Consider the following 20,656-nt stretch of genomic DNA (forward strand, 5'->3'; position numbering starts at 1 on the left):
ACCTCATTACTTTTCCACTTCAACGCATGTTTCTCTTATATAGAGATATTCTCATAAATAATAAATGATTTTATGAAGTTCGTCAAATTTCATATTTTTCCATCTGGTCAAGAAAATGACGAGATTTAAGATTAAGTGATAGCTGAGTATCCATAAAGGCGCGCATAACCTTCTTTAATTCTTCCTTTGTTGTTTCTTTAACCTCAATATTGCCTAATCTACGCATATCCATCTTTTCAAAGAGAGACAATAACCGCAGAGTTCCCGGAGAAATTGTTATAGCCCCATGATCATGATGACGGCATCTTTGACATAGTCTGCCCCCCAACAAGGGACTGACTCTTGTACTATCCTCTAATGAACCACAGGATACACAAGCTTCAAATGATGGACCGTAGCCAGAAGCTTGTAAAATTTTAATCTCGAATAAGTGAATGACGATCTGTTGATCTTTGCCCGCTGTGAGTCCTTCCAGACAAGCTTTCAACTGGGTAAACCAAAAAGTTCCCACTTCTTCATCATGGAGACTCCGATCCAACAATTCACAAGCATATGAAGCATACGCCGCGAGAAGCAAATCACTACGTAAAGAAAAGTGAGATTCAATAATCTCACCTTGATTTAACGATCCTAAACCGCCATTTTGACGGTAGAAAACAAATTCACCATAAGTAAAAGGCTGGGTTATGGCACCATGCCGGCTTTTTAACTTTTTCGCACCACGAGCCATAACGCCTATTTTCCCATGAGTCTCTGTACATAATGTAATAATTTTGTTTCCCTCGCCGTAGTCCATGCTGCGGATGACAATTCCTTTCACCCTATATAGCATGATTCTTCCCCCAACCTGGCCTTAATCGACCTCTTCCTGGACGATCATTTCTTCAGCCACCGAAACCTCCATTTCAGATTCTCCGCTGGCTTCCTTAAATAATAAATAGGCATCGACATCTCCCGTCATTGCAAAATACTTCCAAGAAAAGTCTCGCATTTAGCATTCACCCTTTCTTCGAAATGATGCCTGCAACTTCGAGTATAGGATGTGCGCTGAGACGTGATCTATGCGTTGCAATAACTCCCAGAATAATTAATTAAGCGTCCCGGTGAAATCCTAGATCCTTCAGAACTCGATCCTGATTACGCCAGTCTTTCTTCACCTTAACCCAAAGCTCAAGGAATATCTTCGAACCGAGCAAATTCTCGATATCATGTCTAGCTAGCTTCCCGACCTCTTTGAGCAGAGCTCCCTGTTTACCAATGATAATTCCCTTCTGAGAATCGCGTTCCACAAAGATAACCGCAGACATACGAACGAATCCGTTACTCTCTACGCGCATATCTTCAATTGACACAGCTATGGAGTGGGGTACCTCTTCGCGAGTCAAATTAAGGATCTTCTCACGAATGAGCTCAGCACATACGAATTGCTCAGGATGATCCGTAATTTGGTCATCTGGATAATATTGTGGTCCTTGAGGCAAATATTTGCTTATTTGTTCTAGTAAGGTATCCACATTGTTACCCATCTTCGCTGAAATTGGGATAATTTCCGCAAAGTCATGAAGTTTGCGATATTCATCAATCATAGGTAATAATTGTTCCGGAACAATACGATCTATTTTGTTGAGTACTAGAATGACCGGTGTACGAACTTCCTTCAATCGCTCAGCGATAAAGCGGTCGCCACCACCCAGCCCTTCAGCTGCGTCTACAAGGAATAGTACCGCTTCAACTTCTCCAAGTGTATTAAGAGCTGTAGAATTCATGAAATCGCCAAGTTTGGATTGGCGTTTATGAATCCCCGGTGTATCCAAGAAGACAATTTGCATCTCTTCTGAAGTATACACGCCATGAATTTTATTCCGCGTTGTCTGCGGTTTATCAGACATGATTGCGATTTTTTGACCTATAATTTGGTTCATGAGCGTTGATTTGCCCACATTCGGACGGCCGACAATCGCAACAAAGCCGGATTTGAATTTTTTTGATTTTGCCATAGTTAGTTGATCCTTTCCTATTTCACCTTTATTCCAATAAATGCGAGGGACCGAAAGCAAAAGGAAGTAATTCCCCTACCGTCGTCTCGCGTATATCACCCTTCAAATTACCGAGAAAAACCGGCATATCCGGTGCACATAACTCTAAAATCACCTGACGACATACGCCACAAGGCGCAATCGGGTCCTCTGTATCTCCAACCACTGCAAGAGCGCGAAAACTGCCTGGGCTGAGCCCATCTGCGATGGCACGAAAGAGTGCTGTCCGCTCCGCGCAGTTTGTTGGACCGTATGCAGCATTCTCGACATTACAACCACGATGTACATGTCCTTCACTATCCAAAAGTGCTGCTCCAACACCGAAGCCAGAATAGGGAATATAAGCCGAATTACGTGCTGCTATTGCTTCTTGTAACAATTGGGCCTTATCCACTTTACTCATCTCCTTTAGTGATAAATATGCACGGGTTCCTTTAATACCATCCAAGCCAGATCATGACAGGCTTATAGAACAGCAAGAGGCCGATCACCACGGCGATTCCGGCGGCGACCAGCACAGCCCCAGCTGCGGTGTCTTTAGCTATTTTCGCCAAGGAATGCCATTCCGGCATCACCAAATCGACGATAGCTTCAATCGCTGTATTCAGTAATTCAGCTGTAATCACGAGGCCGATCACAAGCAAAATCAGAGAAAAATCACGTGGGGGAAGCTCAAAATAGAACGCCGCCAAAACAACTACAATAGACATAGTGACATGAATCCGTATATTACGCTGTGTCTTAAACGCAACGACAATCCCTTCCAACGCATTTCGGAACGAAGCACTCAACTTCTGGTTCCGGACTTTCATTAGCGTAGAAGCCCAACTTGGGTCAGAATAGCTTCTTGTTTACCCATCATCTCAGCTTCACTAGCATCATCTTGATGATCATAGCCAAGTAAGTGTAGAAATCCATGGAGAAACAAAAAACCGATCTCCCTTTTTAGAGAATGCCCATATTCCTCACTTTGCATTTGTGCACGATCCACTGAAATAATTATATCTCCGAGCATATTTAGAGGACTGTCCATCTCATCCCCTTGTTCTAGCTCATACACAATGTCTAGTTCTTCATCAAGTGATTCATTCATGGCAAAAGAAAGAACATCCGTCGGCCGATCAATTCCTCTATATTCACGGTTGAGCTGATGAATGGCTTCATCATCAACAAACGTCAGAGCAACCTCTCCTTCGGTTACACCTTCAGCCACACCTGCACTTTGCAATAAGGCATCCAGCAGTTCAATTAATTCCTCACCGATTTCGAGCAACTCTTGTTCATTGCTCCAAGCCAGTTGTAGGCCCATTATTATCGTGCCCCCTATCCTTCTCATCATTTACTTTAGTTTTCTTAATTTCCTCTGGATATTCAATACGAGAATGGAAGATCCCCATTACCGTTTCCTTTAATGTTCGGGACACTAAATCCAGTTCTCTGAGCGTCAAATCGCACTCATTAAACTGATGATCGTCTAGACGACTCTTAATAATTTTCTCAATCATAGATTCAACCTGCTCCACCGTAGGTTTACGCAGGGAACGTACAGCTGCCTCTACACTGTCAGCAATACCAACGACAGCAGCCTCCTTAGATTGAGCTTTTGGACCGGGATATCTAAAATCAGCTTCCGTAAAGTCCGGCTCCACCCCTTGCTCTTCAGCTAGCCGCAACGCTTTATGATGGAAATAATGTAGAAATGTTGTGCCATGATGTTGTTCCGCAATATCCCGGATCGGTTTGGGTAGCTTATAATCTTTCAGCATCTCAACCCCATCTCGGGCATGGGCAATAATAATCGATTTACTCAGCTTAGGATCAATAAAGTCATGCGGGTTCTCGATGTTGTTCTGGTTCTCAATAAAATAACCCGGCCGCTTGGTCTTCCCAATATCATGATAATAAGATCCTACGCGGCAAAGTAAACCATTAGCGCCGATCGCTTCTGCTGCGGCTTCCGACAGATTACCAACCATCACACTGTGATGGTACGTTCCAGGCGTTTCTGTAAGCAACTTGCGTAATAATGGATGGTTAGGATTGGACAACTCTACTAGCTTCAAAGCTGAAAGGATACCAAATGTAACTTCAAAGAATGGCATCAAGCCAATAACTAGTATGGTTGTAAGCAAACCTCCTGCAAACGCAGCACCTAAAGCATAGAGCGTATTAGATTGACTCCAACCATTATTATTAATCAGAATGGTTGAGAATACTGCAAAAGAGCCAAACAGACATATCATGATGCCTGCCTTCAACAACGTAGAACGTTGGCTTGCACGGTGGATAGCAAAAATGGAGGCGAAAGATGTAATCACCGCAAAAAAGCCGAATTGAAAATCAAAAATTTGCCCTTGGTGGACATTCAAAATGATGCTAGCTAATATACTAAACAGAATGGAACAAATATAAGCTAGTGATAAGTCGAGTAATAAAGTGATTAGCATCGCTCCAGTTGCAATTGGAGCAAGGTATCCAATATAAGGACGTTGATCACTCTGAACAATACTAACGATATGCATGGACAAGATAGTAATAAGAATGATCAGCATTAGCATCACAAACTGCGCATTATTATATTTAAACCGGCTTGCAACCTCTGATTGTCGGAAATACATAATAAGCCCTATAATGAGTAGTGAAGATAATAAAAGCAAACCAAATTGGGGCCAATAATTCACTTCATTCTTTAGTAGCCCATTCTTCTCAAGCAGAGTGTACATTTCCTGGGTAATTTTCTCACCCTTCGGAACGAGTACATCGCCCTGATTAATATACACGGTTGGTGTATTCTCACGGGCATCCACCTTCGCCGCTTTGGTTGCTTCCTCATCATAGAATTTGTTCGCTGTAATTGCGAGACGTGCTAGTTCCTGTACTACCTCACGGGAAACACGTGTGGTTAGCGAACTGGTGCTTACCATTTCAGCTACTTTGGCACGTGCCGTCTGTGCATCCCCTATTTGATCCGCGGTTAAACGAGTTACAATATTCATAGCTACAGTCTTCATCTCATTGATGTCATCCGACTGGAGCCTAGGAATCTTAATAAATGTTTCCTCAGTAATATGATACTGTTGCTCTTCAATTCGTCCAGTCACTTCTTGGAATAATGTAGCGGAGTAAGTACCTGAGTTACGATTATTTGCGATAAAGGTTTGTATAAAATCCTTTGGCATCTGTTGCAGATCATCACGATAGATCTTTATTTTCTCTTCGGTGGAAATTAGATCATCCTGATTCAATCGGAAGATCCGATCCATCATTTGCCCCACTAATACTTCGTTGCGGAGCGGAAGAATGGTATAGACTTGTCCTACTTTCTCTGCCGCTTGCTCCTGTGCCTTCAAAGTAGCCTTGGTATTCGGTATTTCCATAGGTGCTAAAATTTCTTTATCTGTTGGCATTCCAATGGCGATATCGTATTTTTCGGGTAACAACTTCGGCGCCAAGCTGACATACAACATAACAATAAGCAGCAGAAACAGAGCATAGCGAACTGCTGGGCTATGCTTCCATCCTGCTGTTCTAGTCCTAATCGAATTGCCTACTTGCTGTTCTTTCGGGGTCATAAGACATGCCCTCCTGAAAAATATAAACTCTTGCGTAACCTCCCCCACATCAGTCCTTAACGACCGATGCAGGAGTTAGCTTGTATTAGAAGTAATTCTAGAAGGTACGTGAGCTGGATGATTAACCCTGATTTTCAGCGGCGCGGTCATAAGCTACTATAATTTTCTGAACAAGTGAATGCCTAACGACATCACTTTCCGTAAAAGCAACAAATCCGATCTCAGCGATATCCTGTAGAATAGTTCTTGCTTCAATGAGCCCTGATTTTTTTCCTTTAGGAAGATCGATCTGAGTGACGTCACCGGTAATGACCATTTTGGATCCGATTCCGAGACGAGTAAGGAACATTTTCATTTGTTCTGCCGTTGTGTTCTGAGCCTCATCTAAAATAATGAAAGCTTCATCTAATGTCCTGCCGCGCATATAAGCGAGTGGGGCAATTTCAATTAATCCACGTTCTAATGCTTTGGCAGTCTGCTCTGGGCCCATCACATCGTATAAAGCATCATACAACGGACGTAAATAGGGATCTACCTTCTCCTGTAAATCTCCTGGAAGGAATCCAAGGCTCTCCCCGGCTTCTACCGCAGGTCTTGTGAGGATGATTCGTTTCACAGATCCTTCCTTTAAAGCCACAATAGCCAACACGACGGCGAGATAAGTTTTACCTGTACCTGCTGGTCCGATACCAAATACGACATCTTGTTTCTTAATCGTGGTGACATAATGACTCTGCCCAATCGTTTTTACACGAATCGGTTTGCCACGAAAGGTAACTGCAATTTCACCCTTATATAAATCAAGTAATTGATCTGCACGAAGATCCTTCGCCAAATCGATAGCATATAACAGGTCTCTTTCGGTCAATATATACCCGTTTCGAACTAATTTTAGTAACACTTCAAGCAATTGCTGACTCATCTCTACTTCACGACTATCACCACGAATAGATAGCTCCGATTCCCGTAGGACGATACTAACATTCAAACTATCTTCAATTAACTTAAGAAAAATATCTTGAGGGCCAAATAAGGATAGAGCCTCAGTTGCATTCTGAAGACTTATTTTGCTGCTTAATTGTTCTGACAAATGACCTCATTCTCCTTGACTTTGCACTATTGGAAGTTCTTCTGCTATATTCTGCTCTACTTCAAAAAGCACTTTCATATAAACTTTACCATTGTCTGACTTCTCATGCAAAATTTTTTGTTCTAGAATAACCGTATCCGTGCCGTATTTGGCCAAAAGATCTCTTTGCGCCCGCATAATTCCTTCGTCTTTCGCCTTATCCGCTGTGCGCTTCAATTCAATTTCCGTCGTTTCAAAAACCTTCTCTGTCATCCAACCGAGAGGCAACTTCAGATTTCTCCAGGTTAAAGGATCCAGCTCGGTTAGAGTCTGTGTTTGTTCATACTCTATCTTTCCGTAACCTGATAACTGAATAGCTGTTTTCCCAAAATATAAGAAGCCTCGCTTCCTCGTCTCTCCAGTATACACCTTTTGCTTGTGTACAAGTGGAACTTCTATATTATACTCGTGCCAAACAACTCCCTTTACCTCACCTTTAGACACGACTGACTGTCCTGCCTGTAAGCCCGAGATAAGCACCTGGCCTTTCTTGACACGATCATTCTTTCTTACTTGTGGCATGCCCTTCTCCGCATAAATATGAGTCACCACAGCATCCGAATTACTAACCAAATGACGTGGGTTAACAAGTTCTTTCTCTTTCGGGACATTTGCCTCCACAACTTGTATCGTAATCACTGTTCCCGTGCGGGAGACGCCAACCCATGAAGTACCTGGCAGTTTACGTGTCAACTCAGCGGATAACTTGTCCTGTTCCTTTAACCGAAAAACCCATTGAAATGGATAAATGCCCTCTTCCCTTGCAACATTCAATACATCCTCAGTCACAATTTTTACGTTCCCCTTAACTTCAACCGTCCATACTAACGAAGTTAAACAAAAAATTAAGGAGATAAACATTGCAAAACCAAGAAGAAACCATTTTCTCCTCCAAAGTCGCGCGAACACAAAAGGCATACCATAACGTCGTTTAACCCTGACCCGGCAGCCTGTCCCCTTTAACAACGGACGTAAAGACAAAAAGTCCGCTATCTTAATATTTAGCTCCAGATCCCCATTAGGTAGGGGTCTCAATTCCCATACTTCGATGTTTTGACGTGCCAATTCATTAATTAAAGCTTCAACATGTTTTCCTTGCTTCCCACGAACAACAACGGTTACAAAACCCCGCAAACGGGATAAGGCTGGTGATTTCATTGTTCATCCTCCGTTCCTCGATATTTGATGCCCAATATAGTACCTTCAACGAAAACTTCATCTGGCATGATGGCTTTGATTACAAGCCCCTTTCCCTCAACCTCCATTGTCCCGTGACTTAGTTGAAGGTGAAGCTCCTGTGGGGAAAAGTGAATTACACCACGGTGGTTCTCTATGTACAATTGCTTACCTCCGATCAAGGTGAGCCTGGGCAAATCGAATACGAGATCTCTTGGCAAGTCGAGTGCTTCGACCGTCCATTTACGGAATTTGCGAGCAATCCGGCTCATAAGGTGCAGTCCTCCTTCCTCTACTGTACAAATATTATGCGAGGAGAGACTGATTTATGAGAAAGGTAAACAGGAAAAAACACCTTCTACTAAGTAGAAGGTGTTCATTGGGTAGGCTATTGCAGTAGCTGTTGAACCGCCTGGTTTACAAGTTTGCCATCCGCCCGGCCTTTGACCTTGGGCATCAACGCACTCATCACTTTCCCGATATCAGCTTTCGAAGAAGCACCGGTTTCCTGGATGGTCTGCTGTACAATGACTTTAATTTCTTCTTCGTTTAACTGTTCGGGAAGGTACTCGGCTAAGATCTCCGCTTCCGCTTTAACTTTCTCGGCTAGATCATCACGACCAGCCTGCTCAAAATCTTGGAGGGCATCTTTGCGCTGTTTGATCTCACGACCTAGGATATCAAGCACTTCATTATCGTTCAAAGTTCTTTTCAAATCTATTTCAAGATTCTTCATCGTGGCACGAACCATTCGAATGGTGGAAAGTTTGAACTTCTCTTGATTCCGCATCGCTTGTTTCATATCTTCGTTCAATCGCTCGCTAAGATTCATGGTAACTTAAATCCCCCTAAAACTTTCTCTTACGAGCAGCCTCGGACTTTAGCTTGCGCTTAACGCTTGGCTTTTCATAGTGCTTGCGTTTCTTCACCTCAGCTAATACACCATCTTTTGCAATGGAACGCTTAAAGCGACGAAGTGCAGCATCAATTGTCTCATTTTTGCGAACTTTAGTTTCAGACACCAGTTTTCCCTCCCTCCGACCAGACCGTCCAAGAGCTTATAACACGGTTCATCACACTTCATTATAGGGGAAAAATAAATATGGTGTCAACCTGACACTCAGGTTTTTTATCTTCCAATTTCTCTATCGACTTTCCCCTTAGGCGTGAGACTGTGAATTTTGCACCAACGCTCCTAATTTTGTACCCCCTAATAGGTGGTAATGAATGTGCGCAACAGCTTGTCCGCTATCAGGTCCACAGTTGTTAATCAACCGGTAACCTGTACTAGCAACACCTAGTTTAATCGCAACATCTTGAGCAACTCGGTGCAGTTCTCCGATCATTGCAAAATCCTCGGACTGTACATCATTCATCGAAGCGATATGCTTCTTCGGAATAATCAGAACATGCGTCGGTGCCGCAGGCTCGATATCATGGAACACGAGAAATGAATCGTCCTCGAACACTTTGTTACTTGGTATCGAACCTTCTACTATTTTACAAAACAAACAATTATCCATCCTCGGGTGCCCTCCTAGAAAAGTACTAGTACTTAATTTATCATACCGAAAAAAGACAAAAAAAAGAAGCACCCTGCTCCCTCCTAAAAGGAGTTTGCTGGTCGCACGGACGTATTGGCAAGAAAATAATGACTCTCTGTCACCAATACGTCCGACGGGGTGCTTGCAAAAATGATGTCGGCTAACTGTAGTATAACAGTGGGTTGAAGCTGTATCTGTGATTAATATCACCCTAAAAATAAATATTTAAAAAATGCATATTCAAACCTTTTCTCCCCCTACGAGCGGGTACCTAAACAATAAACTATACCCATTACTGAGCCTTTTTCAGTTTATCAGCAGCAGTTTGAGTTTGTGATTGAATGGCAGCAGCTGCTTTGTCTAATGTTTTTTTCTTGTCTGCTACCAGTGTAAGTTCTTTAAATACACTTGTTCTAAAGTTTAATTCTAAACTTTGTGACTTTCTGAAGAGAGCGTAACTTGTTATAGTTGAATCCAAATTGGGTCTTAGTTTATAGAAAGCATCCAAACTGTAACCAGAGTACTCCTTAATCATGCGAGACAGAGGAGCACCGATATTATTGTTGTTGGATTTATAGTATTCTTTAGCATAGTCATCTCCATGAAGATATTTGATGAAATCCCAAGCGGCATCCACATTAGATGCGTTTGCTGGAATTGCGAATATCTCAGAAATAAAAACATTTCCTGTTGACTTTCGATCCTTAGGATCCGTAGGACCAGCAGCCATACCAAGCGTAAAAGGTTTATAATTCTTCACACCACTATTTGCTGCTTTTAAGTACTGCAAAGTAGAAATGGAGGTTACGTTCATAGCTGACCGTCCCATAATGAAAGTGCTGCTTTCCAAAGAACTTTTGGCAGATAGACTGATACCTTGGTCAAGTACCCCAGACTTATTTGCCTCGATCGACAGCTGATATGCTTTTTTCCACGCAGTTGTATTCGCAGTAGCCTTTAAGGTATTTGGATCAATGTACGTTAACCCTTCTGTTCTAGCAATATCCATGACCAAATTGCTGGATATAGTATTCATGTAACTTAGGCCCCAAATTCGTGAATTCTTATCTCCCTTAGTAGGGAATTTACTAGCAAGTTTCAATATTTCTTCCCAAGTCATTCCATCCTTTGGTAATTGAACCTTGTATTTTTTAAATAAATCAACATTATATAAAATGGCATACGACCCCACCGTTGGGCTTAACCCATAAAGTTTGCCACCGCCTTGTTTCTTCAATTCATCAAGCAAGCTAGGGTATAACGTTGTCGTGTCGTAATTATCACGCTTAATTAATGGGTCTAAATCTACCAACTTATTTTCCTTAGCCATTTGTTTGTAATTGTACGGAGCTAGCATAACAAGGTCCGGTGAATGCTTTTCGATAAGTCTGTTGTAATCTAATGCATCAGTGAGTGTTACTACTTGAATGTCTGTATTAGGATACTTCTTACTAAACAAATCCCCATAAGTCTTATTGAATCCCTCTTCACTCCAGTACAATACTTTTAAAGTTCGATTCGTATTTACCTGGTTGTCTGGATCTGCGGAGCTTTTTGGGTCTGTGCTAAAACCTACTGATATAAGCATTAACATAAAACTCAAACTAACGATGAATACCTTCTGTAATAAATTGCGCTTCAAAAATAAAACCTCCACTCAATTTTTTGTATGATTTCTTCAATAAATCTTTATATAAACGTTTAAGCAAAATAAAAATTTACGGTAATGATTGAATAAGTGTCCTTCAAACCATCATTTTCTTAAGACTGCGTATATATCGTGATTTCACAATGATGAAAAAGACGCTTTGTAGAATCAGATACGTAGCAAATGTGATCAGTACCGGTTTGAGCACATGCATGATTCCCATCTCCGAAAGGATGGGGGTGATGACAACAAGACTCTGAACGGCGGCTACAACAATTGGAATATAGAAGAGTACCGCAATTTGTTTGGTCGCTGATGCTGCCATTTCACGTGTGCTTAACCCTATCTTAGATAATGCACGGTACATACGAATGTCCGCAGCCAACTCACTATGCAGCTTGAAGTAGAGAAAACTCGCCGATGCAACCGAAAAGATTAAGGCGACAAAGATACTGACGAAGCTGAGCATGGCTGTACTTTGTTTGAGGGATATATAAGTAGCGCCGCGTGAAGTTAGATGGAACACTTCCTCGCTTTTCCCCTCCATATCGACATTCCATTTGCTCAGCTTGGTACCTACTCTAGTTTCCTGACTGCTGATGGAAGGCAGTGAACCTGTATCCCATGCTGGTACCTTATAGTAATAATCGATATTAGGTTTGAACTCCTTACCCTCTTCAGCCAATTTGGCTACTCTTACTGTCTCCATCCACGATTCTGGCACAATCAGCAAAGGAATTATTGAAGTCATGAACTCTATAGAATCTGTAGTTACACTCTCCTTGATATAAAGGGATACGGAGGGCTGTTCATCCAGAGTAACCATACGGTTATGGATATAATCATCCCTTTCAACTTCTGGTGAAGCTAAGAGAACCGCTTCATTTGAACCAAGTTTTGTTACGGCTGGGAGATCAATCAAAGGCGCAAGCTCATTATATTGAGAAATTCCGATCAGAAGCACGTTCTTGCTGCCTGCCTCATTAAGGACTGAGGCATATAACGTATCGGTTCTCGTCTCCGTATACTCTACACCTGCTGCCTTTAGCTCTTGGTGAATTATACTTCGGTCAGGTTCTGTCGATGAGGTCCGGAAATACGTTTGTGTAATGGCAAAGGGTTCCCCAGTATACAACTCTTTTCCGTTCTGGTTAATGGCCAATACAACACCTGCCCCCATACTGGCCAAAGCAGTCACTACGGTAATCAGGAATAACATCCGTGAGTTGTCACGCAATTTGTAGCTCATTTCCGATATCCAGAGCAACCGCGTGCCGCGCCATGTAGATCTCCGACTGCGTTGAAGCAGACGAATGAAAAAAACGGACAGCTGTGAGTAGAAAAAATAGGTTCCGGTAATTCCCGTAACGGCTGCCAGAATAATAGCAAAGGGGCTTAATTCCATCCGCAGGGCATAAAACCCGATAGCCAGTAGTACTGCACCAAGCAGTGAATGTAAGAGGGAGGCTTTAGGCTGTTGTTTCGGTTTAACATTTCCTTGTAGTAGCTCTAGTACGTTGTTTTTGCGGATAAACAGCAAAGTAAAGATGGAGATGACCAGAAATAAGGAGATGAAAGAAAGGGAAGTGACCAGCATCGCTTTGGTTGGCCAGTAGAAGGGCAAATCCTCAATTCCGATCGTTTTGGTGCTGAAGAGCAGGAACAACTTGGAGAGCAGCATGCCGCCAGCGATTCCTGTTGCGATGGCAACAATGCCGATCAGCATATTTTCTAGGAAGATCAGCTTGTTAATCTGGCTCGGCCGGGCACCCAGGATGGATAAAATCCCAAACTCCAGATTGCGTGATTTTAAAAACGAACCGATGGAATACAGCACGAAGAAAAAGGCGAACACATACACAATGTAGGCTGCAACTCGCATACTCATGGCCGCCATGGGTCCCATATCGTTATTTGCAATCTCAGGGTGATAAATGAATACGGAATAAGCGAAAAACACCATGACCATAAAAGCGCTGCTCAGAAAATAAGCAATATAAGCCCGTGCGTTACGCCGCACATTATTAAACGCGAATTGAGGAAAGTTCATAACTATTCCCTCCCCAAAACGAAAGTGTGTCGATAATCCTCTGGAAAAAGGCCTGGCGATTATCGCCACGGTGAATTTCAGCGGCTAACTTGCCGTCCTTGATGAAGATGATCCGGTTGCAGTAACTCGCTGCCAGTGGATCATGGGTAACGAGCATCAGTGTGGTGCCTTGCGTGTGGTTAATATTCTCCAGAGATTCCATGACGATCCGTGAGGAATTAGAGTCCAGGGATCCGGTTGGCTCATCTGCCAGAATCATCGCAGGCGAAGTAATGATCGCCCGGGCAATAGCGGTCCGCTGCCGTTGTCCACCGGATATTTCATAGGTGCGTTTTTTCAGGATATCTGTAATGTTAAGTTGCCCTGCAACCTTCTGTAGCAGAGATTCCATCTCACTCAGCTTACGGTTGTCCAGCGTAAGCGGGAGCACAATATTCTCAGCTACGGTTAATGTCTCCATGAGATTAAAATCCTGAAAGACGAAGCCAAGTTGTCTGCGGCGGAAATGGGCCAGTTCTTTCTTTTTCATCTTATAAGGATTACTACCATTGATGCTCATCTCTCCAGATGAGGGTTGGTCGATAGTAGATACCATATTAAGCAATGTGGTTTTGCCACTGCCTGAAGGTCCCATGATACCTACAAATTCACCGCTCTCAACACTGAGATGGATATCCGTAAGGGCCTGGGTATGCACTTTGCCGGGATATACTTTATTCAGTGCTTTGACTTCTAATACGTTCAATAGATTCCATTCCTTTCCTTAGGAAATATGAGTCACCTCCATTGTTTCAAGATGTCTTCGTCCTGTTTCCAATGTACAGGGTGAGGCATTTCACTGCTATGTATTTACCTTAAGGTTATCTTACAAGTCACTTAAGGTTATGTTCGGTTTACTGCCTTTGGGTATTGCCGTTAAAAATAATCCGTACCGTGGTTCCAGCTTCGGGCTGAGATTCCAAAAGGACGGCATGTCCTAGTTTGGTGCAAATTTCTTTAACCAGATAAAGTCCCATACCGGTGGACTCATGATATTGGCGCCCGCGTTCGCCGGTAAAATAAGGGTTGAATACCCTTTTAAGATCTTCCTTAGAAATGCCGATGCCCTGATCTGAAATCTCGAGAATAGTATCGTTGCCGAGGCGCTGTGCAGAGATCGTCACCGCTTTGCCGGATCCAGCCGTGTAATTTACAGCATTGGTCAAAATTTGGGTCAACATGAAAATCAGCCATTTGGCATCGCTATACACCCGGAATCCGGCATCAACTTGAATATTCACGTATACGCCCCGGCGAATAAATAATCTACGATTCTCGGATACCACTTCGCTGACTATCTTGCGGAGAATTAATGATTCTACGTGGAGATCATCTTCGAAACGGTCGAGACGAGATGTATAGATGACCATTTCCAGTCCTTTGCGCAGCTTCTCCAGCTCTTCCTGAATGCTGCTAGCGGTTTCATCCTCTAAATCCTCCAGGGTAAGCTGAATAACAGAGAGTGGCGTCTTCATCTGATGCACCCAGCGGTTGATGAACACAATATGCTGGTCCATCTGTCGGACATTCACATTCAACTTATCCTGATACTGGCGATCCATGTTCCGCAGTAATTCATTAACGGCCTCGGGAAGCGGAACATCTCCCAATGGTGTCAAATGATCCACAAGCATGTTATTGGGAAAACTTAATAGCGTATATAATCTGCGATGCTGAACATATCGATAGCCGAGGTACAAGAGAAGAATAACGCCGCTCAGGAGTACACCGTACAGCATGATCGCAGGAGGCCTGTTCTCACCTGAGATCCAATACAGCACAGGAACAAGGATGATTTGAATCAGATAGAAGAGCAGTAGCGGAAGTTGGTCCTTCCAGAACAATCTCATGGTGCTGCACTGGAGACACTCAGACGATAGCCAGCACCCCTTACCGTTTCTACAACATCTCCTACGCCAAGATCCTTGAGCTTTTTGCGGACACGCGTAATATAGACGTTCAGTGTATTATCATCGATGAAATGCTGGTCTTCCCACATGAGATCCAGCAGTTTCTCCCGTGTGACAACACGCTCCTCCTTTAACATTAGCGCTTCCATCAGGATAGCCTCTTTCTGTGTCAGCTCCATTGATTCCCCAGCATATTGGATCATATAGCGTTCAGGAAATAGGGTTAGAGCACCCGAATGCAGCTTACGCTCCTCCTGGGTTTGTGAGTATGAACCATATGCCCTGCGCAAATGGCTACGAATTTTGGCCATTACGACCTCATAGTGGAAAGGTTTCGTAATATAATCATCCCCGCCGTTCTCCAGCGCCCTCACCTGATCCATCCCGCTGTCTCTGGCGGAGATGAATAGAATCGGACATAGCGAAGATTGGCGAATCTGGCGGCACCAGTAAAAGCCGTCATATTTGGGCAGATTGACATCCAGCAACACGAGATCCGCAGCGCTTTCCTTAAAGGCCTCAAGCACGTTGTTGAAATCATCAACGATAACTGTATGATATTCATATTTGGAGAGGTAAGCACTCAGTAGACCTGCAAGCTTAGCATCATCCTCAATGATAAAAATGGTTTCCATATTATCACTCCTTTTGTCAATAATACAGTAACACAATCTGGAAAAATCATGTAAAGTATTGGCGAAACCAATATAAATTCATAAGTAGGAGAGGATAAAAATAAGTCCATCCCCGAACCAGTCGGGTATGAACTGATAATACCAACATTCTGCTGCGTAGCATACGCTCCTCGGTCGCAGTGAAGATTTTCAGAGAAGCGAATTTAAGCGACACAGCCCTAATCTGATTATAAAAGCTGAATTACTAGCTAAACTTATAAATTCTCCACAATAACCTTGGAGCCTTCTCCTCCACTCTCTGCGGGAACTACAATCAGCTTACGAGGTAAGCGGGAACGCAGTTCAGCGACATGACTTATAATTCCTACAGCGAGATGATCATTGTGCAAATGCTCCAGCGAAGTTACAACAGTATCCAACAACTCCGGATCCAGTGTTCCAAAGCCCTCGTCTAGAAAGAAGAACTGTAACGGGTATTGGCCGCGTAACTGAATTTGCGCAGAGAGTGCCAGTGCTAACGCTAATGACGTAAGGAAAGTTTCCCCTCCTGAAAGAGTAGCCACAGGTCGCTTAACTCCTCCATTCGCATCGTCACAGATGACGAACCCGCCGCCAGAATCCGTCTCCAGCGAATAACGCTGCTTCGTCAAGAAACGTAACCGCTGGGAAGCTGACTGACTGACATTCATCAGTTGTTCTTCAGCAACATATTCGACAAAGGCATTACCGCGAAGTGAAGTTTGTAGCTTACTCAGCAATCCAGCTTCATGCTCCAATTTGCTCCGAGTTTGCTGGAGCTCCTTCCAACGAATATGCCTGTTCTGCAAATCTTCTAAATCCCGCTCTGTTCGAGCCTTACTTTGTAGGGCTATCTCATCTTGTTCTTTAGCTATGGCCAAAGCGGCCGAACACTGCCCCCACTCCTCGTCAGTAACTGTTCTACCTTCTAATTTTGCAGCCAATTCTTTAAGTGCGATTTGCAGCTCACGCTCGCTGTCTCGGTGCAATCTAATTTGCTCGGTAAAGTTTAGCATCACTTCACTGTCGATCCATGCTTCCTTAACTTCATCTTCACTACTAAATGGAGATCGTTCAAGTTCTTCGATCCATCGCTGTAGCCATGTTTGTTCCTGCTCTTGAGCAGCTGCCGCAGCCTGCTGGGCTAGAACATCAGCTTTGGCCGACTCATGGCTCTGGGTTAGTGTCTGGCTTTGTTGTAGCGCACTCTCCTGAGCTTCCAGCCGCAAAGCATTTAAACGTTGCTGGGCTTCCTTCCATAATTCCTCAACATCGACTCCACCCGTCCATGTCTTCAACCGGTTCTGCTTCTCCAGTAATAGTTCCTGTTTGCCTTGCTGCTGGGTTTCCAATTGGAGTAGAACCTTATCTAGTTCCACAATGTCTCGTCCCAGTGCCAACAACTTAGCACTCTTCTCTTCTATGAATGGAGTACTGAGCGTAAGCCGTTGTTTGATGTCTTCGCTCTTCGCATCCTTCTCCTGGATTTGTTTCAAGCGTTCAGTTGCCGATTCCGTAGTACCGTTAGGTAGCTCTCGTCCCCACTCCTGCTGCTTACCTTTGAGTTCATTACGAAGCGTCTCTATCCGTACTGCTAACTGTGTAAGCATTTCCGTAGCTGCTGACATCTCCGCTTCCGCCGTAGCCCGAATAGGCTGTAGAGTGGTCCGCGCTACTTGAGCCACTTTACTATCACGTTGCAACCTATCTAGCGTGGAATGCTCCGTTTCGTACTGCTTGGACAGATTCTCTGTAGCAGTTGCAACTTCAACTAACGAATGAACGACATCCCCGTCATATCGTTCCTGCTGACTATCAAGGGTAGCTGCCGCTTCGCCTCTCCCTTTACCAAGTGAGCTTAATCCGTCTGCTTCAGGTGCACCTAACAATTCTAGTAAACTCCGACAATTATCGATATCTCGAGACAGTCCATAGCGAAGTTCTCGAAGAGAGCTCAGTAAGTTTACTAGCTCAGCAAGTTTTGCTTCGCTACCCGCATCTTCTTCGTCCCCATTAAGAGCCGGATTCGGATGATGAGCTGATCCACATACCGGACAGGATTGTCCTTCTTGCAACCCGCCTGCCAAAGTGACCGACCATACATGATTCTCTTGCTCTTTGAGCGATTGTCGCATAGCAACTTCATGGAGACTTAAAACCTCTACATAAGCGGCGGCGCGATGATCTAGGGTATACAAGTTCTCAGCCGTTTGCAGTAAAGCGGCAACCTTGTCCCTGCACTCGAGTTCCGCCTCTTGCTCTTTAGAAGCTATTTCCCTCAACCTGAGGGTAGCTGCTTCAACCTTAAGGCGTTGTCCTGTCTCTTCTGCCTCTATACTGGTCAATTGCCCAGTCATCATGGACAGAATTTGTTCACGTTCTCCTGCCTCCTGCACTTCCCGTCGTTCAGAGGCCTTAACTTCGCATGTCTTGAGCAACTCTTCAAGCTCCTGTTTACGGAGCTGTGCCTTGGCCAGAAGTTGCTCCTCCTTATGTGACTCCTCACTCAGGAGCTGTTGCCGAGTCTTTCCTTCCTGCGACTTAAGCCGTAGATCCCGAAGCTCTGAGAGGAGGGCGTCACATTCTCTCTGTAATAACCTCGCTTGCTCCAATTGATCTAAGCGTTGCAAGAGTAATGGTTCTTCACGGCTAAGCTCAGCTGATGCTATCTCCGCTCTAGCGACAGCCTGCTTGGCTAAGGCTTCCGCCTCTAGTGCCACCTTATGGGCGCTTGAAGCAAGCGCCTCACGCTCCGCTTTGAGCCGCTGAGCTTCTTTCCAAGCCGTCATAGTCGGCCTAATTTGCTCGGAGGCGGTAGCTTTAGCTAGCTTCGCTTCCAGCTCAGCTATAGCACACTCCCGTCCCTGCAAGACCTCAAGCTCCGTCAACCGACGATTATGCTCCTGACTAAGCTCGCGCACCTTCGAGAGTTGCTCGAATCGCTGCTCCGCCTTGCTTAGTTCATGCCTCCGCTCCGTAGCCAGCAACGTCACTGCTTTCATCGCAGCCACCGCTTCTTGTAGCATCTCTTCCGAAGCATTACCCAGCCCCTGTTGCTCCGCACTAATCTCACGAAGTGTATTGTCAGTCTCCTTGACTCTGCGAGCCAGCTTCTGACCTAATAAATCTCCGTACTTCTCTAAATGAAACAATCGCTGTAGCATAGCTCGCCGATCCGCACCTTTCAGCGATAGAAATTCGGCGAATTTTCCTTGGGGTAGCACAACAGCCCGGGTGAAGTCGTCCATTTTAAGTCCGATCTTCTCTTCAACACAGCGGGTCACATCGGCCAGCTTGTCAGCCCACACTTTCTCCCCCTCAGGAAGCACTTCAATAAAGCGACTGATCGTATTACTAATGGATAGTTCATTTTGTCGTTTGAAGCGTCTCTCCACACGATAACGCTCTGTGCCTTGAGCTGAGTTCAACTCGAATGTAAACGAGACAAATAAGGAATCCTCCGATTGGTTCATGATGCCTTGCGTGCCGCCCGAAGCGCGACCTACTTTGCCATACATGGCGAGGGTGATTGCGTCCAAAATTGTCGATTTCCCACTGCCTGTAGGACCGAATATTCCAAACAGTCCCATCTCGCACAATGCGCCAAAATCAATTTCCTGCGTTTCCCGGTAGCTCTGTAGCCCCGACAATTTCAACAATATGGGTTTCACTTATTCTTCACCCTCCCCTACTTTGGTTTCGTCATCACCCGAGATTAGCGACATAAACAGCTCAACTAATTCTTCTTCTGGTTCTGCTCCTCCGGTCTGTCGCTGGTAGAATTTACGGAACAGTTCAGGAACAGGCATCTGAGCACGTGAAGATAACATGGTTTCTGCTTCAAGAGCAGGGTAAAGAGGGCGAATGTGTATGATACCTTCATGAGCCTTACGCAGAGATTGAATCTCTCCGAGCGACATCGCTTCGCTAAGGCTGATCTCAAGATCAATAAAGGCGTTACTATCTCTGCCCTCATCAAGCCAGCGGCGAGCCTCTTCCAATCCGCCACGGCACACCCATTTGACCAAAGGCCGGCCGCTGCTTATAAATAACTCCTCTGCCTTGGGGACACCCCCGGGAGCTATATCTAACATCATCACGGATTTCGCCTGCCCCGCTTCTGAAAAACTGTAGGCAAGAGGAGAGCCACTATAACGAATCATGCCGTTTCCTTTCACCGCCTGAGGACGATGTAAATGACCAAGTGCCGTGTATTGGGCACCAATATCCATCGCTGAAGGATCGACCGTATAAGCACCACCTACTTGGATTGGCCGTTCAGAATCACTTTCGACCCCGCCAAGTACATAAATGTGGCTCATTGCCAAATTAACCGTATCCGCCTGGAAAGAGCTAGCCAGTTGCCGCATTAACATACCTACCTTGGCACTGTATGCCAAGCGTAGTTCTGTCTCATCCCCTTCACCAGCCAGTAGCTCGGAAAGCCGTGCTTCCGATGGATAAGGCAATGCTGCAATGATGGCAATCTCATCAGTCCTTGGTATGTGGATCCTAACCGCTTCTGAAGAGGGAAGTCCAACTAAAGAAATCCCTTGCCGCGATACTAACGGTGAAACCGCCGAGACACGTTCTGGTTGATCGTGATTACCCGCGATTACCACCAACTGGCGTCCATTTTCACTCAAGCGAGCCGCAGCATCATAGAACATTCCCTCAGCAGCAGCAGGGGGATTGACGCTGTCGTATACGTCCCCCGCCATCATAATTACGTCGGCCTGTTGATCTTCCGCCATGGCGACAAGCTCATCCAAGAACTTCTCTTGTTCCAGTAGACGACTCCGTCCTTCCAATGTTCGGCCCAAATGCCAGTCTCCTGTATGCAAAATACGCATTGTCCCTCTCCCCCTCTATCTTCACGCCAGTACTCTATATCAATTT

20 protein-coding genes are annotated in these 20,656 nt (G+C 44.6%); all 20 read right to left on the reverse strand.

Going from position 1 to position 20,656, the window contains the following annotated elements; genetic code table 11:
* Positions 1 to 82: 82 nt before the first annotated feature.
* Positions 83 to 832, reverse strand: coding sequence for a DNA repair protein RecO (recO, locus tag NST85_RS20060; protein ID WP_341190183.1), 750 nt, complete (start codon positions 830 to 832; stop codon positions 83 to 85).
* Between the two features lie 21 nt (positions 833 to 853).
* Entirely contained in the window at positions 854 to 991 is a 138-nt protein-coding gene (locus tag NST85_RS20065) for a YqzL family protein (protein WP_127193321.1), read from the reverse strand.
* A gap of 100 nt (positions 992 to 1,091) precedes the next feature.
* Positions 1,092 to 1,997, reverse strand: coding sequence for a GTPase Era (era, locus tag NST85_RS20070; protein WP_127193322.1), 906 nt, complete (start codon positions 1,995 to 1,997; stop codon positions 1,092 to 1,094).
* Positions 1,998 to 2,025: 28 nt separating this feature from the next.
* On the reverse strand, positions 2,026 to 2,439 hold the full coding sequence (locus NST85_RS20075) for a cytidine deaminase (RefSeq protein ID WP_127193323.1): 414 nt from the start codon (positions 2,437 to 2,439) through the stop codon (positions 2,026 to 2,028).
* Positions 2,440 to 2,470: 31 nt separating this feature from the next.
* Positions 2,471 to 2,848 carry a diacylglycerol kinase family protein gene (locus NST85_RS20080; RefSeq protein WP_341190184.1) on the reverse strand — a complete coding sequence of 126 codons (378 nt, stop codon included), beginning with the start codon at positions 2,846 to 2,848 and terminating at the stop codon, positions 2,471 to 2,473.
* Entirely contained in the window at positions 2,848 to 3,345 is a 498-nt protein-coding gene (gene ybeY / locus NST85_RS20085; RefSeq protein ID WP_307396331.1) for an rRNA maturation RNase YbeY, read from the reverse strand. The genes NST85_RS20080 and ybeY overlap by 1 nt, the downstream gene beginning before the upstream one ends.
* Positions 3,317 to 5,608 (reverse strand): HD family phosphohydrolase, encoded by a 2,292-nt coding sequence (locus tag NST85_RS20090; RefSeq protein WP_341190185.1) that lies wholly within the window; start codon positions 5,606 to 5,608, stop codon positions 3,317 to 3,319. Before NST85_RS20090 ends, ybeY begins: the two co-directional genes overlap by 29 nt.
* A gap of 121 nt (positions 5,609 to 5,729) precedes the next feature.
* Entirely contained in the window at positions 5,730 to 6,698 is a 969-nt protein-coding gene (locus tag NST85_RS20095) for a PhoH family protein (RefSeq protein WP_127193327.1), read from the reverse strand.
* A gap of 6 nt (positions 6,699 to 6,704) precedes the next feature.
* Positions 6,705 to 7,895, reverse strand: coding sequence for a sporulation protein YqfD (yqfD, locus tag NST85_RS20100; protein WP_127193328.1), 1,191 nt, complete (start codon positions 7,893 to 7,895; stop codon positions 6,705 to 6,707).
* Positions 7,892 to 8,185: a sporulation protein YqfC gene (gene yqfC, locus NST85_RS20105; protein ID WP_127193329.1), complete on the reverse strand. Its 294-nt coding sequence runs from the start codon at positions 8,183 to 8,185 to the stop codon at positions 7,892 to 7,894. Before yqfC ends, yqfD begins: the two co-directional genes overlap by 4 nt.
* A 116-nt stretch (positions 8,186 to 8,301) precedes the next feature.
* Entirely contained in the window at positions 8,302 to 8,745 is a 444-nt protein-coding gene (locus tag NST85_RS20110; protein ID WP_341190186.1) for a GatB/YqeY domain-containing protein, read from the reverse strand.
* Positions 8,746 to 8,761: 16 nt separating this feature from the next.
* Positions 8,762 to 8,935 (reverse strand): 30S ribosomal protein S21, encoded by a 174-nt coding sequence (gene rpsU, locus NST85_RS20115; protein WP_044876085.1) that lies wholly within the window; start codon positions 8,933 to 8,935, stop codon positions 8,762 to 8,764.
* A 138-nt stretch (positions 8,936 to 9,073) separates the two neighbouring features.
* Entirely contained in the window at positions 9,074 to 9,436 is a 363-nt protein-coding gene (locus NST85_RS20120; RefSeq protein WP_127193331.1) for a histidine triad nucleotide-binding protein, read from the reverse strand.
* A 313-nt stretch (positions 9,437 to 9,749) separates the two neighbouring features.
* Positions 9,750 to 11,099, reverse strand: a complete 1,350-nt coding sequence (locus tag NST85_RS20125; protein WP_127193332.1) for an ABC transporter substrate-binding protein — start codon at positions 11,097 to 11,099, stop codon at positions 9,750 to 9,752.
* 103 nt (positions 11,100 to 11,202) lie between these two features.
* Entirely contained in the window at positions 11,203 to 13,155 is a 1,953-nt protein-coding gene (locus NST85_RS20130; RefSeq protein WP_341190187.1) for an ABC transporter permease, read from the reverse strand.
* On the reverse strand, positions 13,130 to 13,900 hold the full coding sequence (locus NST85_RS20135; RefSeq protein ID WP_341190188.1) for an ABC transporter ATP-binding protein: 771 nt from the start codon (positions 13,898 to 13,900) through the stop codon (positions 13,130 to 13,132). The genes NST85_RS20130 and NST85_RS20135 overlap by 26 nt, the downstream gene beginning before the upstream one ends.
* A 148-nt stretch (positions 13,901 to 14,048) precedes the next feature.
* Positions 14,049 to 15,044 carry a sensor histidine kinase gene (locus NST85_RS20140; RefSeq protein WP_341190189.1) on the reverse strand — a complete coding sequence of 332 codons (996 nt, stop codon included), beginning with the start codon at positions 15,042 to 15,044 and terminating at the stop codon, positions 14,049 to 14,051.
* The gene (locus NST85_RS20145; protein WP_341190190.1) at positions 15,041 to 15,739 is read right to left on the reverse strand and encodes a response regulator transcription factor; all 699 of its coding nucleotides are present in this window, start codon (positions 15,737 to 15,739) and stop codon (positions 15,041 to 15,043) included. Before NST85_RS20145 ends, NST85_RS20140 begins: the two co-directional genes overlap by 4 nt.
* Before the next feature lie 254 nt (positions 15,740 to 15,993).
* Entirely contained in the window at positions 15,994 to 19,428 is a 3,435-nt protein-coding gene (locus tag NST85_RS20150) for an AAA family ATPase (protein ID WP_341190191.1), read from the reverse strand.
* Positions 19,429 to 20,610, reverse strand: coding sequence for an exonuclease SbcCD subunit D (locus NST85_RS20155; protein ID WP_127193338.1), 1,182 nt, complete (start codon positions 20,608 to 20,610; stop codon positions 19,429 to 19,431). It lies immediately after the preceding gene.
* Positions 20,611 to 20,656 lie beyond the last annotated feature (46 nt).

Source organism: Paenibacillus sp. FSL K6-2524 (assembly GCF_038005525.1).
Lineage (GTDB): Bacteria > Bacillota > Bacilli > Paenibacillales > Paenibacillaceae > Fontibacillus > Fontibacillus anaericanus.

Excerpts from the sequence above, each read along its gene's own strand:
- recO (WP_341190183.1), bottom strand. The coding sequence starts at position 832 with ATGCTATATAGGGTGAAAGGAATTGTCATCCGCAGCATGGACTACGGC.
- NST85_RS20065 (WP_127193321.1), bottom strand. The coding sequence starts at position 991 with ATGCGAGACTTTTCTTGGAAGTATTTTGCAATGACGGGAGATGTCGAT.
- era (WP_127193322.1), bottom strand. The coding sequence starts at position 1,997 with ATGGCAAAATCAAAAAAATTCAAATCCGGCTTTGTTGCGATTGTCGGC.
- NST85_RS20075 (WP_127193323.1), bottom strand. The coding sequence starts at position 2,439 with ATGAGTAAAGTGGATAAGGCCCAATTGTTACAAGAAGCAATAGCAGCA.
- NST85_RS20080 (WP_341190184.1), bottom strand. The coding sequence starts at position 2,848 with ATGAAAGTCCGGAACCAGAAGTTGAGTGCTTCGTTCCGAAATGCGTTG.
- ybeY (WP_307396331.1), bottom strand. The coding sequence starts at position 3,345 with ATGGGCCTACAACTGGCTTGGAGCAATGAACAAGAGTTGCTCGAAATC.
- NST85_RS20090 (WP_341190185.1), bottom strand. The coding sequence starts at position 5,608 with ATGACCCCGAAAGAACAGCAAGTAGGCAATTCGATTAGGACTAGAACA.
- yqfD (WP_127193328.1), bottom strand. The coding sequence starts at position 7,895 with ATGAAATCACCAGCCTTATCCCGTTTGCGGGGTTTTGTAACCGTTGTT.
- yqfC (WP_127193329.1), bottom strand. The coding sequence starts at position 8,185 with ATGAGCCGGATTGCTCGCAAATTCCGTAAATGGACGGTCGAAGCACTC.
- NST85_RS20110 (WP_341190186.1), bottom strand. The coding sequence starts at position 8,745 with ATGAATCTTAGCGAGCGATTGAACGAAGATATGAAACAAGCGATGCGG.
- NST85_RS20120 (WP_127193331.1), bottom strand. The coding sequence starts at position 9,436 with ATGGATAATTGTTTGTTTTGTAAAATAGTAGAAGGTTCGATACCAAGT.
- NST85_RS20130 (WP_341190187.1), bottom strand. The coding sequence starts at position 13,155 with ATGAACTTTCCTCAATTCGCGTTTAATAATGTGCGGCGTAACGCACGG.
- NST85_RS20140 (WP_341190189.1), bottom strand. The coding sequence starts at position 15,044 with ATGAGATTGTTCTGGAAGGACCAACTTCCGCTACTGCTCTTCTATCTG.
- NST85_RS20145 (WP_341190190.1), bottom strand. The coding sequence starts at position 15,739 with ATGGAAACCATTTTTATCATTGAGGATGATGCTAAGCTTGCAGGTCTA.
- NST85_RS20155 (WP_127193338.1), bottom strand. The coding sequence starts at position 20,610 with ATGCGTATTTTGCATACAGGAGACTGGCATTTGGGCCGAACATTGGAA.